Below are 14,665 nucleotides of genomic sequence, written 5' to 3'. Positions count from 1 at the left end.
GGACAATCATTAAATAAGTGCTTAACCATTAATTAAACAAAACACCACCGCAGCTTCGTGATTTTTAACAATCAATGTATAATATTAAAAACTTTTATACTATTCTTACTATTTCAATGAACCATTTAGCTCGTTTATTTTTTTGTATTATTTTATTTTGTTTATCGAACACGTTAGTATATGCTGATTTTAGTGGCAAAGTTATTAAAGTGATTGATGGCGACACTGTGGATATTTTAACTGTCAAAAAACAAAAAGTCCGTGTTCGTTTACTTGATATCGATGCCCCAGAAAGCACACAAGCCTATGGTAATGCATCACGAAAATATTTAGCCACACTCATTGCTAGTAAAAATGTTTTTGTGAAGGAAAACAAAAAAGACATCTATAAAAGATGCTTAGGGACTATTTTTTTAAATAAAATAAATATTAATGCCAAAATGGTCGAAAGTGGTTATGCTTGGGCATACCGTTATAAAGGCGTTGCTAATAACAAAATGATGGTAAAATTAGAGACCAGAGCAAAACAAAATAAAAAAGGACTATGGAAAGATAAACATCCAATAGCTCCTTGGGATTTTCGGCATAATATGCGATAAATTATATTATTTTTTAAATAAATTTTCTTCAGCTTGTTGAAGAAAATCCATACCTTGTTTACAAGCTGGAACTTGATTATCTGCAGACAGTGACGAAATTTGTTGTTTAGCCAGTTCTACGCTTTGTTTAATCATATTAGATTGTTGTTTAGGAATTGCTTTCATAAAACTGTCAAGTTTATCAAAATAGGTTTTACATGATTCAGTTAAATCCGCCATAGAAATTGAAGAAAAGCCTAATAACACAATAAATAGTAATCTTTTCATTTTCTTTCCTTATATTATAAGTTTGTTGCTAATATCATGAAAAATGATAATTAATACTAGAAATAGCTAGAATATGGTAAAGAATTTAAGGTGGGAAGTCTATAAGAAAATACCCTATCAGTAACAATTTACCGATAGGGTAGCAAAACTAAAAAATAAAATATGAATCTTAGATGATGGTAACATCCGCTGCTGCAGGTCCACGAGGGCTGTCTTGAATTGAAAATTCTACTTGTTGACCTTCACCTAATGTCTTAAACCCATCGCCAGAAATTGCAGAAAAGTGTACAAATACATCTTTACTGCCATCAGCAGGGGAAATAAAACCAAAACCTTTACTTTCGTTAAACCATTTAACTTGACCAGTTTTCTTAGACATAATAATCTTCCTATATAAATAAATTAATCTTAGCCACTGTAGGCTATATACAAAAACATAAAACTTCGATTACTTACTAACACTAAGAAGAAGATACTGAAGAAAACTAATCTTTAAGACATAGTAAACTACAAACTACATATATCGAAATGTTACAAAATAAATCCGCATGTCATATGCTTGGTACTATTTACTCATAATTAGTTTATTAATGCAAGGAATCTTTTTAAATTTGTTGATTTTATTATTAGTTATAACAATTTATCATGTTATATTAGGTGTATAACATGATAAATTTTATGATATTAATCTTTTCCCATTGCTTGAGATTTTTTTATCGTTGCTTCTACTGCATCAATAATAGCCGATCTAAACCCTTTAGCTTCAAGCATCTGTACACCTTCAATTGTTGTACCTGCAGGAGAACAAACCATATCTTTTAATTCGCCAGGATGTTTGCCTGTTTCTAATAGCATTTTTGCTGAACCAAAAACAGCCTGTGCTGCAAATTTATAGGCTTGCTTTCTTGATAATCCGCCTTTTACGGCTCCATCAGCCAATGCTTCAATAAACATAAAGACAAATGCAGGAGAAGAGCCGCTAGCGCCAACAACAGCATCAATTAAATATTCTGGCACAACTTCAGTTTTGCCGATACAGTTTAGTAACGTTTCTACAATAGTTAGCTCTCCATCAGTTACTTCGGTATTTGGTGTAATGGAACACATTGCCGCATTAACTAAAGCGGGTGTATTTGGCATAACTCTAACTATTTTTTGTTCATAGCCGATACATTTTGCAATTGCTCTAATAGTAACTCCAGCAGCAATTGAAATCACAATTGTATTCTTTTTTAATTCTTTCTGAATATCTGTAAGAACATCTATAATCACATTAGGTTTAACCGCAATAAAAACTATATCGGCCTCACGAGCAACATCTCTTGCTGAATCGAGATCATTTACTGAATAAGTTTGATTAAGAACTTGACCTTTTTCCGGATGATGATCATAAACATAAATTTGTGTTCCTGGCACAATATTACTACCCAAAATACCTTGCAATATGGCATTTCCCATGTTACCTAAACCAATAAAACCAATTTTTTGTTCCATTTATTTATCACCTTTTAATATCAATGCTTTTTCACAATTATAGAATATTTTTTTGATACAAAACTCACTTTTTAACAATATAGTTTATTGTTAACTATATTCATAAGTATTTTTAAATCTAAAACTAATTTCTATTAAAGTGTGTGATCAATAGTTGTTAAACATTTTACTTTTTAAATAAGAAAAGTAGCATTTGCTGGCGTATTGTCTAAAAACTAATTAGCAATCGGGTTAGTTCTTAGTTTACATCTGTATGAACTTTATTGATTATCTAGGCAAAAAATTGAGTTCTTTACTTGCCTAAATAATCATGATTAGATCTGTTTTAGATGATAACTACAAACTAAGGAGTAACGCAGGCTACTCTATCATCTTGATCTGAAAGCCCGCTATTACCAATACTACCAATATTGGCCTCTACAACATAATTATACTTTCAATGATTTTGATCATCTGAAGTCCAATAAGCGGATCTAAAATCTTCCCAAGCAGGATCACTAACACAAAAATATTCCCAATCACTGCCTTTATAATAAAGCTGTATCATACACCCCCATTTACTAAGTACCGCCCATCTAATAACCATTCGCTTTATAACTAATTTTTCTCAGATAAAACGGTTCAACTATACCTAGTTGCCAGTTGACATTACTAGCATTCCCATCAGTAAAATCAAGTACTTTTGTTATTCGATACCCACCACCATTAAAGTTATTACAAAATGCTACTGCATTTTGATAACTGTCTGCGCCACCTTTTTTAACCACATACCAACGCTCAAGTTTAAAATTATATAGTGATTCATTGTGGATACCATGTAATGAAAATACCGAGGGCGGGAAAGCACTAGGGTTATTTTCTTTAGGATCAATTAAAGTCATTTTAACTAAACCAGTAGGAGAGGTATTTTCAGCATTTAATTTTAATATCACACCTCCTTTGCTAATTGTATTACCATTTACATTAACAAATTCTTGTGCTTTTATTCCTGCAACACTCAAATAAAAAAACAAATTATGAGAGCCTGTAGTTGGAAAATTTGCGTCAGTATTCTTGAATTATAAGCATAAAATCCCCTATGCTTATTCCACTCGTCATTTCCTGCGTTAATAGAAGAAATCGCTCCATCATAAGGGACTTTGCCTGGATGAAAATTAAATTCTAAATTTGGTTTAGCATAACAAAATTTAGGTTTATCAATTTTAGGGTAAATATAATAGGTATGTTTCCCACCTGTAAATTTATCACTTTTTGATGGTATACCATATTGAGCCACTATTTCAATATCATCTAATTCTAAGGTCAGTTTATAAGGCGCATCACACCCATTCAATACGCTATTTGAGTTGTTTTTTACATAACTAGTTATATCTTGACCTTCCAAATTTTGCCAGTTAATAGTTAATTTACTTGTGCTTGTGTGATTAAGCTTATCGCCATCATCATCTTGCCAATAACCATTATTATCAATAACTTCATCGGTTAATATATTTGGATAGTTTTTAAATGGCACCAACGTTTTTATATCAGCAAAAGTAACAGATTTTTTATCTAACATTATCGGACTTTCCATACTTGATTCATCTTCTAATGCATTAATAACTTTATTATCAGGTAGCATAATTGACAATAATGGAGAAACAGAATCAGCATGCGAACGTACACCATCAAAAGTTAAGTATGGCGCACTACCATAAATCTCTTTTGTTGTTACAGCAGATAAAATTGATGCCACGTTATTAGATATTAGTAAACCGAATAGCGCCATCATAATTTTGAAAACATTATGTCTAATATTTAAAAGAATATGTATTAACTCAAGAATATTACCATATGCTTTAGTTATTTTTATTAAAAATACAGGTTTTATTTGTTGTACAAAATTTAAAAATATTATTAGGTGTGTATTATGATAAGGAAAGCACTGGAAAACCTTAAAAAAGGATGAAATCCATAATGGTAGTGTTAACTTTCGGCATTGTTCAAATGGAGACTGTTCATAATTCTGTGTCAGCTTAATTCACAAAGAGATTACCTTATCAAGACGATTAGGAAAAAATATCATCAATTGTGACAATGCTAAATTCCAATTTTGGATTGGCATTGTCCATTTTTTCTCCGCATTTTGCAACCCTAAATACAGCAGCTTAAGTAGGCTATTTTCATTAGGAAATCCGCTTTTTGTCTTTGTTAATTTACGAAATTGTCGATGAATTGACTCAATAGCATTGGTGGTATAAATCACCTTACGAATAGGCTCAGGATAGCGGAAATAAGCTGATAAATTATCCCATTTACGACGCCATGATTGGATGACGATTGGATACTTATCGCCCCATTTTTTCTCAAGTTCATCTAATGCATCAATTGCTGCTTCACGAGAGACCGCCTTGTAAACAAGTTTCAAATCGCTCATAAATGCTTTGTGATGTTTAGAGGCAACATACTTAATTGAATGGCGGATTTGATGAATAACACAAAGTTGAACCTCTGTTTGTGGGTAAATAGTATTAATCGCTTCAGGAAAGCCAACTAATCCATCGACACAAGCAATTAAAATGTCATTTAATCCTCGGTTTTGTAAATCGGCCAACACCGATAACCAAAAATGAGCCCCTTCGTTTTCAGATAAATACAAGCCTAATACTTCCTTTTTTCCGGCTAAATTAAGTGCAAGTACAGTATAAACAGCCTTACTGTGATAAACCCCATCTTCTTTTACTTTATAATGAATTGCATCCATCCAAACAAACGGATAAAGCGATTCTAGCGGTCGTTGTTGCCATAATCTGAGCTCAGGAATGATTTTATCTGTAATGGCGGTTAAAGTTGCAGGAGAAAGACGAAAAGCATAAATCTCTTCAATATGCTGGCTGATATCTTTATAACTCATCCCCAGCGCATACATACTGAGAATTTTTTGTTCAATTTCATCGTTTAATGTTGTCTGATTTTTTTTGATGAGTTGAGGTTCAAATGAACCGTTTCTATCTCTTGGTGCATCAAGTTCGAAACTGCCTGATGAGCTTTTTATTGTCTTTGAACTCTTACCATTACGCCGATTAGGGGTAATGTCGTTGGCTAAATGAGAATCTAATTCCGCCGATAACGCCGCTTCTGTTAGCTGCTTGATTAATGGCGTTAAAATACCATCTTTACCCGTTAGCGGTTGACCATTTTGTAATAATTTTAATGCTTTTTCAAAATCAAATTCTTGGGACATGGGTCATTTCCTTTTTTGTTACATAGTTTACCGAAATGACACAGAATATTGAACAGTCTCTTCAAATGTGTGTACCTGTGTACCTGTACTAACAGTATATCATTTTCCTTCCATTTTTTCAAGTTACAGCTTCCTAACAAATTAAATTTATTAAATAAATTTAATTTGTTAGCTAATTTTATAATACCTAGACTAGGTGAATCGCTTTCATAAATAGAATATATAAGAATCGCTCAATTGTAACTAAAAAGCACACAGTTAAAAAATAAAAAAAACTATTTTTTGTAAAGATTTGTAAAGATCTACTTTTATTTATTCGTTGTTATCATTCAAAAATTAGATTGGCATAGAACTGTATAATAGCTAATCCCTAATTATCAGCCATAATTTGCATGCCATACTGTTGCCCGGTCTGCATAAGTGAAAAAATTTGTTTAATTTTTCCTTCACTAATCAAATTACTAATAGCTGGCGTATTGATTAGAATTTCAAACAATGCTTTACGTCCTTGTTTGGCAGGTACTAGTTTTTGGCTTATAACTGCTCTTAAACTGTTAGCTAATTGTGTACGGATAAAATCATGTGAGTTGCTTTCAAATACATCAATCATACGATTAATGCTTTGAATAGCAGAATTTGTATGCAAAGTAGCAAAAACTAAATGGCCAGTTTCAGCGACAGTTAATGCTGCTTGAATTGCGTGTTTATTACGTAATTCACCTAATAATATAATATCAGGATCTTGTCTTAAAATACTATCAATAATGGCATGATCAAAATAGGTAAGTTCTCTTTGCTGGACTAATGAATTTTGACTTTGATAGATAAATTCAATAGGATCTTCCAGAGTAATAATGTGCTTAGACTGAGTCAAATTGATGTGCTCAATTAATGATGCAAGTGTGGTTGATTTACCACTTCCAGTCGAACCAGTAACTAATATTATACCTGTTTCGTACTTGATTAGTTTCTTAAAAACCTCTGGTGCGCCTATCTCAGATAGATCGGGAATATAGTTTTTAATTATTCGAAATGTAGCTGAAATGCCCCGTTGTTGATAAAAAATATTGACCCTAAATCGACCTATTCCAACAGCTTGATAGGCAAAATCGATTTGTCTATTTTGTTGTAATTGTTTTTTTTGCACTTCATTTAGTAACTTTAATAATTCAATTTCCAAGTTTAATGGTAACAATTTTTCTTTTGATAAAATCTGTAGTTGCCCATTAATGCGAATCCGTACAGCTTCGCCACTTGAAAGATGCAAATCTGAAGCATTTTGCGTTACACTAAGCGCTAATATGGAGTTTAACATTACAATTAACCTAGTAATTATTAATTGGGAATTAAAATGAATACAATACATGACAATTTATTAGCTATTAGAAATGAAATTGAAACAATCGCATCAAAATGCAAACGAGATCCCAATACAATAGAACTTATTGCAGTTAGCAAAACTAAACCAGTACAACAGATCACAGAAGCAATAAGTGCTGGACAATTTTCTTTTGGTGAAAATTATGTTCAAGAAGGCATAGAAAAGATCCAATATTTCAAAAAAACTATGCCATCCCAACTTTTAACTTGGCATTTTATTGGGCCTTTACAGTCGAATAAAAGTAAATTAGTGGCAGAAAATTTTGACTGGATGCATACCATTGATCGCTTTAAAATCGCTCAACGTTTAAATGATCAGCGTCCTACATCCATGGCTAAATTAAATGTACTAATTCAAGTCAATATTAGCCAAGAAGCCAGTAAGTCAGGAGTTGCTCCTGAAGAAGTTGCGGGTTTAGTAAAACAAATTATTGCGCTACCCAATCTAAATTTACGCGGATTAATGGCCATTCCTGAAATAGAAGATGATTTTGGCAAACAATTAAATGTCTTTACCAAAATGCAGAAACTTTTGCATTCTTTACAAGCTGATTATCCATTTATGGACACATTATCCATGGGTATGAGTAGCGACATGCAAGCTGCGATTGTTGCAGGTAGCACGATGGTTCGTATTGGTACTGCTATCTTTGGGGCAAGGCAGTATTTGTGATATATTGCCAAAATATATTTAGTTAAGGAGTTTTAAATGACATCACTTTATTTTTTAGGGAAATCGGCCTTAACGGCATGTTTATATATTTTAATTTTACGGTTATGGATGCAACGGGTACGTGTGAATTTCTATACCCCTTTTACCCAATTTATTGTTCGCATTACTCAGCCTGTTATTGGCCCATTACGTAAAGCTATTCCTTCAATTGGACGTATAGATACCGCTACTTGGTTGCTATTATACCTATTTGCATTGATTAAAATTATTTTTATTTGCCATTATGGAATAATTAACACGCCAATTTGGTCTAGTGAATACCTTCTCTATGCTCTTGCAGCAATAGCTCATGCGTTTGGATATTTATTATTTTGGTTATTGTTATTTCGAGCAATTTTAAGTTGGATTAGTCGCGGACAATCAAATGCTGATGAGCTTCTTGCTCAGTTAACGGAGCCTTTTATTGCACCTATACGACGTATTGTGCCACCAATTGGTATGATTGATATTTCATTTATGATTTTTGTGTTTATTCTGATGTTTTTAAATAGGTTCGCTGTCGATATTTTTGGCTATTTGTGGTTGTTGCTTTAAAACAAAATAAAAGGGAGCAATAGCTCCCTCAGATTATCTGTAAACATCAATATAATTCACAGTATATTTTGTAAAAAATAATCACATTTTAGTATTTTTTATATTTATATTATTTTGGCCTTTTGATTGATAACGTGATGGCCAAATTTTTTCAACAGGAACTTGCAAATATTCAGAAATAATTCGCTCATATTTAGGGCAATGTCGATATAATGCATTCCTCAAAGTATCGGCCTGCAATCCGCTAGCTCTCGACAATGCTCTTAAATTCCCCCCTCTTATTTTAATTTCGCCTACAACTCTAGATGGTGTCCAGTCTTGATCTTGTTCTCTCATTATGAGATCCTCTATTAGTTAAACTTTTGCTATTGTAAAGATTATCGGTATTACAATGCTCAAAATATAAGAAATCACCTAGCAAAGAATAACACATAAAAAAACGAATTAAAATAACAAAAACAAAAAAACACATGGAAAGGGACAGAAAATGACCAAAAGCAACGCAAAAAAACAATATGAAAAAGAAAAAACACGAGCACTAACCGATACAGGAGTAATTAATTTTAGGAATAGATTAAATCTAGTATTAGAAGGTATATCAGGTAATGCCTTTGCTAAAAAAGTTGGTATGTCGGAAGCTGTAATACGGGATTACCTGTCAGGAAAAACCTATCCAGCATTAAATAGGCTAGCTATTATTGCCCAAAAATGTGATATTCCGATTGAGTGGCTAGTAACAGGTAAAGGAGAATGTCGTTTATTGCCAGAATCCAAACGTCGCAGTTCTGTGCATATCCCATTCCACCATCTAAACGAAACGAATAATTCTTATTCACAAATTGAATCAATTCCTTTTGATGTTAACTTAATAAAACATCAATGTTGTGACTACGAAGACTTAACTGCGGTATGGGCAAAAGGTGATAGTATGGAGCCTACAATATCAAATCATGATATACTTATTATTAACAAGGCGCATTGCAAACCAATTGATGGCTACTTATATGCAGTGGAATATGAGGATCAAATTAGTATTAAGCGCATTCAAAATCAAGGTGCTAATTTAGCGTTACTTTGTGACAACCCTAAGTACCCTGCTATCATTGGTGATAAATCTGAACCTCAAGATTTTAAAATTATAGGTCTTGTTGTTTACTTATTAAAAGATCTTAACTAATTCTAATTAACCTTTTAAATAATAACAGCTTTATGAATTTGATAGAATAAAGCTGTTTTAATCCATTACCATCTCGTTTTTTTCCGTGCCAAATAAAACATCAAAATTTTTGGAAAATGAGCATTTTAGTATAAAACTAGCGCAAAAACTAAACTAACATGACAATCGCTACTAGCATAACTTTATGCTTTTTTCCCTAATTATGTTAAAATTAGCATCAAATTTTTTGATTAATTTTACCTATTAATATAATCATTATGCCAAATATAAAAACCCAAAAAAAAGTCGTTGTCGGTATGTCTGGTGGCGTTGACTCTTCTGTCTCTGCTTATTTATTACAACAACAAGGATATAATGTTGTTGGATTATTTATGAAAAACTGGGAAGAAGACGACACAGAAGAATATTGCTCAGCCGCTGCTGACTTAGCAGACGCCCAAGCTGTTTGTGATAAATTAAACATTAAACTACATACTATTAATTTTGCTGCCGAGTATTGGGATAATGTTTTTGAACATTTTTTATCTGAATACAAAGCAGGACGCACACCAAACCCTGATATTTTATGTAATAAAGAAATTAAATTTAAAGCATTTCTTGAATACGCAGCTGAAGATCTTGGTGCTGATTACATTGCAACTGGACATTATGTGCGCAAACGAGAAGTAGATAATAAAGTTGAGTTACTGCGAGGTATCGACAACAACAAAGACCAGAGTTATTTTCTCTATACTCTTAGTGAATCGCAAATCCATCAAAGTTTATTCCCCGTTGGTGAACTTGAAAAACCTGAAGTGCGCAAAATTGCACAGCAACTTGGTCTAGCTACTGCAACTAAAAAAGACTCAACTGGTATCTGTTTTATTGGAGAACGCAAATTTAGTGAGTTTTTAGCACGATATTTACCCGCTCAAGCAGGTAAAATTCGTACTGTCGATGGCGAGGTGATTGGTCAACATCAAGGCCTTATGTATCATACGTTAGGACAACGAAAAGGCTTAGGAATTGGTGGACTAAAACAGGCAGATGACACGCCATGGTATGTTGTTGATAAAGATCTAACCAATAACGAATTGATTGTAGCGCAAGGTCATGATCACCCTGCACTGTTTTCAGACGGGTTAATTGCTCAACAACTACATTGGGTTGACCGTAAAGTGATAACTCAACCATTTAGTTGCACCGTAAAAACACGCTATCGCCAACAAGACATAGCCTGCCAAGTTACTCCATTAACTGATGACAAAATCAAAGTTATTTTTGATAGTCCTGTTGCAGCTGTAACGCCAGGTCAATCAGCAGTATTTTATAACGGCGAGGTATGCCTTGGTGGTGGTATTATAGAAGAACGAATAAAAAGCAGTAAGTAAGGAGTTCTAAAAAGTGAATAATAAATACCATCATATTGCTATTGCGCTTGCTGGTGCTGTACAAAGCGCAATATTAGTGCCTCAACTTGCTAACACGGGTGTTTGCAGTACCATAATTTATGAACAAGCAATAAAAAGCGTTTTTAAAATTACGCCAAAGACTACAGACGATGTTTATGATGGCATTGAAAACATCAAAACAGGATTACAAACATTAATACAACTATTATCATCGGGGCAAAAAGAACAAACCCAAATTATTCGTTACCTGTTTGGCACACTTAGCATTACAAGCAAACTACTAAAAAATAATGACGCATTAGATAAGATAGATCAGCGATTAAAACGTATATCATCACTTTATCCCGATATAAGTGATGAAATTGTTAGAGCGCATATTGATGACCTATCTTATTCTTTAGCAGGAATTTATTCTGATATCATCAGCCCTATATCAACTAAAATTAAAGTGATTGGCAAAGTCGAGTTTTTGCAAAACACATTAGTGCAAGCTAAAGTAAGAACAGCGCTTTTGGGTTGTGTTCGATCCGCCATTTTATGGTATCAAGTTGGTGGCAATCGTTTTCAACTTATTTTTAACCGCAAGCGCATTTGTAGCGCTGCACAACAGCTATTAGAGCAAATTAATTGAGCAAACTAGCTTACACTTTATAACTGATATTTCAAAATAGCAACGGAGTTAAACCGATGGAATTATCTGCACTTACAGCCCTTTCACCCATTGATGGGCGTTATGGCGAAAAAACAAGAGAATTACGCACCATTTTTAGCGAATATGGTTTATTAAAATACCGTGTCCAAGTCGAGATTTGTTGGCTACAAAAATTAGCCTCACAAGCAGATATTTTAGAAATTCCAGCCTTAAGCCAATCAGCTATCGATCATCTGAACCAAATTATTGAACAATTTAGTGAACAAGATGCAAATCGCATTAAAGAAATTGAAAAAACAACCAATCATGATGTCAAAGCGGTGGAGTATTATTTAAAAGAAAAAGTCAGCACAAACGAGGAATTACACGCAATCAATGAGTTTATTCATTTTGCCTGCACATCAGAAGACATTAACAACTTATCTTATGCATTAATGCTAAAAACAGCTAAAGAGTCTATCTTAATCCCTTATTGGAATAAGCTAATTGATAACATCAGCGCACAAGCAAAAGCTTATCGGGACTTACCACTACTTTCAAGAACACACGGTCAACCAGCTACCCCCACAACAATCGGTAAAGAATTTGCCAATGTAGCTTACCGCCTAAAACGCCAGTTAAAACAGTTACAAGAGGTTGAAATACTGGGGAAAATTAACGGAGCGACAGGCAACTATAATGCACATATTGTAGCTTATCCACAAGTAAATTGGCATAAATTCAGTGAAGATTTTGTCTACTCGCTAGGACTAAAATGGAATCCTTATACCACACAAATCGAACCTCATGACTATATTGCAGAATTCTTTGATTGTGTAGCACGCTTTAATACCATTCTAACCGACTTTGATCGTGATATTTGGGGCTATATTGCATTAAATCACTTCAAGCAAAAGACTATTGCAGGTGAAATAGGATCTTCTACAATGCCACATAAAGTTAACCCGATTGACTTTGAAAACTCAGAGGGCAACTTAGGGCTTGCCAATGCTATCATAAAGCATTTAGGCAGCAAATTGCCAATTTCTCGCTGGCAACGCGATTTAACTGACTCAACAGTCTTACGTAATCTTGGAGTTGGCATTGGCTATGCCATTATCGCTTACCAATCAACTTTAAAAGGGTTAAATAAACTTGAAGTCAACGAGGCTTATTTACTTGAAGAGCTTAATTGTAATTGGGAAGTGCTTGCCGAGCCTATCCAAACAGTTATGCGTCGTTATGGAATAGAAAAACCCTACGAAAAATTAAAAGAATTAACTAGAGGGAAACGTGTTGATGTACAAGACATTAAACAATTTATCGACTCTTTAGCGTTGCCCGAAGCTGAAAAAATGCGATTAAAACAGCTAACCCCAGCTAACTATATCGGTTACGCAACGAGTTTTGTTGACAAACTATAATAATAACCACTTAAATCTAATAAATAGCCTGAAACGAGCTACTGCAAACCTTTCAGGCTGTAAAATAAACTCATTAATTGAGTCAAATAAAAGTATATAATTTGTAGAGATAGGAAACTGTAATTGAATATCCGCATTGCAACACGAAAAAGCCCTTTAGCTCTATGGCAAGCTAATTTTGTTAAGCAACAGCTATTAGCTGCTCACCCAAATTTAACGGTGGATTTGCTCCCTATGACAACTAAAGGTGATGTATTACTTGATAGCCCACTATCAAAAATTGGAGGAAAAGGCCTTTTTGTTAAACAACTAGAACAAGCAATACTAAATAATGAGGCAGATATTGCTGTCCACTCGATAAAAGATATTCCTGCTGAGTTTCCCGAAGGGCTAGCTCTCACGACAATTTGCAAACGAGATGATGTACGTGATGCGTTTATTTCAAATAAATATTCAAACCTAGATGAACTACCCAATAATGCAGTGGTTGGCACATCAAGCTTACGACGTCAATGTCAATTGCGAGCTAAATATCCACATTTACAAATTAAAGAACTTCGAGGTAATGTCGGCACTCGTTTAGCGAAGCTCGACAATAATGAGTATGACGCAATTATTTTAGCTGCAGTTGGCTTAAAACGGTTGGCATTAGATGGCAGAATCAAACAATATATTGATACCAGCTTAATTTTACCTGCTGTTGGACAGGGTGCGATTGGCATTGAAACAAGAACAAATGACAAGCAAATATTAGATATTCTTTCAGTGCTTGATGATAAAAATAGCCACATTTGTATCCAAGCTGAAAGAGCGATGAATAAAGCCTTACAAGGTGGTTGCCAAGTCCCCATTGCTTGCTATAGTCAATTAAATAATAATACCTTATTATTAGAGGGCCTTGTTGGATGCATTGATGGTTCTAACATAATCAAAGCCTCGTTAACTGGTAGTTTAACCGAAGCAGAAAGGCTAGGACAAGAGCTAGCAAATTGCCTGTTAAAACAAGGTGCAAAAACAATATTACAGGAATTACATCAAAAATGATTTTTGTAACCAGACCCTCTCCAGAGGGTGAAAAGCTTGCCCAACTATTTAATCAAGCAAACTTGCCAGCGCAGCATCTCCCATTTTTTAAAATCTCACAAGGAAATGAGCTTCTAAATTTACAAGAACAATTCAATAATCTTGTACCCAACGATATAGTCATTATTGTTTCACCGCAAGTTACGCATGTTATTAATGCACATTTTTCAAATCTAATATTGCCAACTAACATTCGTTATTACGCAATAGGCAAAAAGTCAGCACAATTATTCAGCCAATTCACTACAGCTAAAATCAACTATCCCGAAAAAGAAAATAGCGAAGGGTTATTGGCAAAACTTCAACAAGAATCTGTACAAAACCATACCATTTTAATTTTATGTGGCAATTCGGGACGACAATTATTAGCACAAACATTAACAAATCGAAAAGCTAAGGTTAAATCTATAGCGTGTTATGATCGCAAGCCAATCAACTATCCATCGAATATATTCTCTGGAAATACTGAAAACCAAATCATCATTATTACCAGCCTAGAACACTTAATCCAACTTGAGTTATATAGCAATCTTAAACATAAAATGCAGGTTAATCTTGTTGTCACAAGCCAACGAATCTTTGCAAAAGCCAAACAACTTAAATGGCAAAAAATTCTACTGGTCAATAGTGCCAATAATCAAAATCTGTTTGAGGCTGTAACGATAAACCATGCTATAACGACATAATAAAAATAGATTAATACGATGTTTATATGCCAAGTAAAACCAT

At 33.8% G+C, this 14,665-nt stretch carries 17 protein-coding genes; 9 read left to right on the top strand and 8 right to left on the bottom strand.

The window, feature by feature from the left end; translation table 11 throughout:
* Nucleotides 1–74 precede the first annotated feature (74 nt).
* Nucleotides 75–599: a thermonuclease family protein gene (locus tag A9G47_RS00220; protein ID WP_255309191.1), complete on the top strand. Its 525-nt coding sequence runs from the start codon at nucleotides 75–77 to the stop codon at nucleotides 597–599.
* A gap of 6 nt (nucleotides 600–605) precedes the next feature.
* Here the strand turns inward: A9G47_RS00220 and A9G47_RS00215 are convergent, their stop codons facing one another.
* The 7 genes from A9G47_RS00215 to A9G47_RS00185 form a co-directional block, all read right to left on the bottom strand.
* Nucleotides 606–866 carry a DUF5339 family protein gene (locus A9G47_RS00215; RefSeq protein WP_065641853.1) on the bottom strand — a complete coding sequence of 87 codons (261 nt, stop codon included), beginning with the start codon at nucleotides 864–866 and terminating at the stop codon, nucleotides 606–608.
* A gap of 169 nt (nucleotides 867–1,035) precedes the next feature.
* Nucleotides 1,036–1,245, bottom strand: coding sequence for a transcription antiterminator/RNA stability regulator CspE (cspE, locus tag A9G47_RS00210; RefSeq protein WP_034909833.1), 210 nt, complete (start codon nucleotides 1,243–1,245; stop codon nucleotides 1,036–1,038).
* 305 nt (nucleotides 1,246–1,550) lie between these two features.
* Nucleotides 1,551–2,360 carry a pyrroline-5-carboxylate reductase gene (proC, locus tag A9G47_RS00205; protein WP_065641852.1) on the bottom strand — a complete coding sequence of 270 codons (810 nt, stop codon included), beginning with the start codon at nucleotides 2,358–2,360 and terminating at the stop codon, nucleotides 1,551–1,553.
* A 575-nt stretch (nucleotides 2,361–2,935) separates the two neighbouring features.
* Complete coding sequence (locus A9G47_RS00200) at nucleotides 2,936–3,373, bottom strand: hypothetical protein (protein ID WP_065641851.1); 438 nt, start codon at nucleotides 3,371–3,373, stop codon at nucleotides 2,936–2,938.
* Nucleotides 3,358–4,095, bottom strand: coding sequence for a hypothetical protein (locus A9G47_RS00195; protein ID WP_141674762.1), 738 nt, complete (start codon nucleotides 4,093–4,095; stop codon nucleotides 3,358–3,360). The genes A9G47_RS00200 and A9G47_RS00195 overlap by 16 nt, the downstream gene beginning before the upstream one ends.
* 285 nt (nucleotides 4,096–4,380) lie before the next feature.
* Nucleotides 4,381–5,583: an IS256 family transposase gene (locus A9G47_RS00190; protein ID WP_065641849.1), complete on the bottom strand. Its 1,203-nt coding sequence runs from the start codon at nucleotides 5,581–5,583 to the stop codon at nucleotides 4,381–4,383.
* 370 nt (nucleotides 5,584–5,953) lie between these two features.
* Complete coding sequence (locus A9G47_RS00185) at nucleotides 5,954–6,898, bottom strand: type IV pilus twitching motility protein PilT (RefSeq protein ID WP_065641848.1); 945 nt, start codon at nucleotides 6,896–6,898, stop codon at nucleotides 5,954–5,956.
* A 36-nt stretch (nucleotides 6,899–6,934) separates the two neighbouring features.
* On the opposite strand from A9G47_RS00185, the gene A9G47_RS00180 reads away from it, so the two are divergent.
* Nucleotides 6,935–7,636, top strand: a complete 702-nt coding sequence (locus A9G47_RS00180) for a YggS family pyridoxal phosphate-dependent enzyme (RefSeq protein WP_065567475.1) — start codon at nucleotides 6,935–6,937, stop codon at nucleotides 7,634–7,636.
* 36 nt (nucleotides 7,637–7,672) lie between these two features.
* Nucleotides 7,673–8,230, top strand: coding sequence for a YggT family protein (locus A9G47_RS00175; protein ID WP_065641847.1), 558 nt, complete (start codon nucleotides 7,673–7,675; stop codon nucleotides 8,228–8,230).
* Nucleotides 8,231–8,311: 81 nt separating this feature from the next.
* Here the strand turns inward: A9G47_RS00175 and A9G47_RS00170 are convergent, their stop codons facing one another.
* Nucleotides 8,312–8,566, bottom strand: coding sequence for a helix-turn-helix domain-containing protein (locus A9G47_RS00170; RefSeq protein ID WP_065567477.1), 255 nt, complete (start codon nucleotides 8,564–8,566; stop codon nucleotides 8,312–8,314).
* Between the two features lie 151 nt (nucleotides 8,567–8,717).
* Between A9G47_RS00170 and A9G47_RS00165 the strand changes: the two genes are divergently transcribed.
* From A9G47_RS00165 to A9G47_RS00140, 6 genes are all read left to right on the top strand, one after another.
* Nucleotides 8,718–9,407, top strand: a complete 690-nt coding sequence (locus tag A9G47_RS00165; protein ID WP_065567478.1) for a LexA family transcriptional regulator — start codon at nucleotides 8,718–8,720, stop codon at nucleotides 9,405–9,407.
* Between the two features lie 257 nt (nucleotides 9,408–9,664).
* A complete protein-coding gene (mnmA, locus tag A9G47_RS00160) occupies nucleotides 9,665–10,777 on the top strand; it encodes a tRNA 2-thiouridine(34) synthase MnmA (protein ID WP_065641846.1) in 1,113 nt (370 codons plus the stop codon).
* 13 nt (nucleotides 10,778–10,790) lie between these two features.
* Nucleotides 10,791–11,429 carry a high frequency lysogenization protein HflD gene (gene hflD / locus A9G47_RS00155; RefSeq protein WP_065567480.1) on the top strand — a complete coding sequence of 213 codons (639 nt, stop codon included), beginning with the start codon at nucleotides 10,791–10,793 and terminating at the stop codon, nucleotides 11,427–11,429.
* Nucleotides 11,430–11,485: 56 nt separating this feature from the next.
* The gene (gene purB, locus A9G47_RS00150; protein ID WP_065641845.1) at nucleotides 11,486–12,853 is read left to right on the top strand and encodes an adenylosuccinate lyase; all 1,368 of its coding nucleotides are present in this window, start codon (nucleotides 11,486–11,488) and stop codon (nucleotides 12,851–12,853) included.
* 123 nt (nucleotides 12,854–12,976) lie between these two features.
* Complete coding sequence (gene hemC, locus A9G47_RS00145) at nucleotides 12,977–13,897, top strand: hydroxymethylbilane synthase (RefSeq protein ID WP_065567482.1); 921 nt, start codon at nucleotides 12,977–12,979, stop codon at nucleotides 13,895–13,897.
* On the top strand, nucleotides 13,894–14,622 hold the full coding sequence (locus A9G47_RS00140; protein ID WP_065641844.1) for a uroporphyrinogen-III synthase: 729 nt from the start codon (nucleotides 13,894–13,896) through the stop codon (nucleotides 14,620–14,622). The genes hemC and A9G47_RS00140 overlap by 4 nt, the downstream gene beginning before the upstream one ends.
* Nucleotides 14,623–14,665: the final 43 nt, after the last annotated feature.

The organism is Gilliamella sp. WF3-4 (assembly GCF_001690275.1).
GTDB classification, from domain to species: domain Bacteria; phylum Pseudomonadota; class Gammaproteobacteria; order Enterobacterales; family Orbaceae; genus Gilliamella; species Gilliamella apicola_C.
The sequence above is the reverse complement of the archived record's forward strand: the minus strand, read 5'-3'. Positions and strand labels throughout refer to the sequence as shown.

Coding starts and splice junctions, on each gene's coding strand:
- A9G47_RS00220 (WP_255309191.1), top strand. CDS start 75: ATGTATAATATTAAAAACTTTTATACTATTCTTACTATTTCAATGAAC.
- A9G47_RS00215 (WP_065641853.1), bottom strand. CDS start 866: ATGAAAAGATTACTATTTATTGTGTTATTAGGCTTTTCTTCAATTTCT.
- cspE (WP_034909833.1), bottom strand. CDS start 1,245: ATGTCTAAGAAAACTGGTCAAGTTAAATGGTTTAACGAAAGTAAAGGT.
- proC (WP_065641852.1), bottom strand. CDS start 2,360: ATGGAACAAAAAATTGGTTTTATTGGTTTAGGTAACATGGGAAATGCC.
- A9G47_RS00190 (WP_065641849.1), bottom strand. CDS start 5,583: ATGTCCCAAGAATTTGATTTTGAAAAAGCATTAAAATTATTACAAAAT.
- A9G47_RS00185 (WP_065641848.1), bottom strand. CDS start 6,898: ATGTTAAACTCCATATTAGCGCTTAGTGTAACGCAAAATGCTTCAGAT.
- A9G47_RS00180 (WP_065567475.1), top strand. CDS start 6,935: ATGAATACAATACATGACAATTTATTAGCTATTAGAAATGAAATTGAA.
- A9G47_RS00175 (WP_065641847.1), top strand. CDS start 7,673: ATGACATCACTTTATTTTTTAGGGAAATCGGCCTTAACGGCATGTTTA.
- A9G47_RS00170 (WP_065567477.1), bottom strand. CDS start 8,566: ATGAGAGAACAAGATCAAGACTGGACACCATCTAGAGTTGTAGGCGAA.
- A9G47_RS00165 (WP_065567478.1), top strand. CDS start 8,718: ATGACCAAAAGCAACGCAAAAAAACAATATGAAAAAGAAAAAACACGA.
- mnmA (WP_065641846.1), top strand. CDS start 9,665: ATGCCAAATATAAAAACCCAAAAAAAAGTCGTTGTCGGTATGTCTGGT.
- purB (WP_065641845.1), top strand. CDS start 11,486: ATGGAATTATCTGCACTTACAGCCCTTTCACCCATTGATGGGCGTTAT.
- A9G47_RS00140 (WP_065641844.1), top strand. CDS start 13,894: ATGATTTTTGTAACCAGACCCTCTCCAGAGGGTGAAAAGCTTGCCCAA.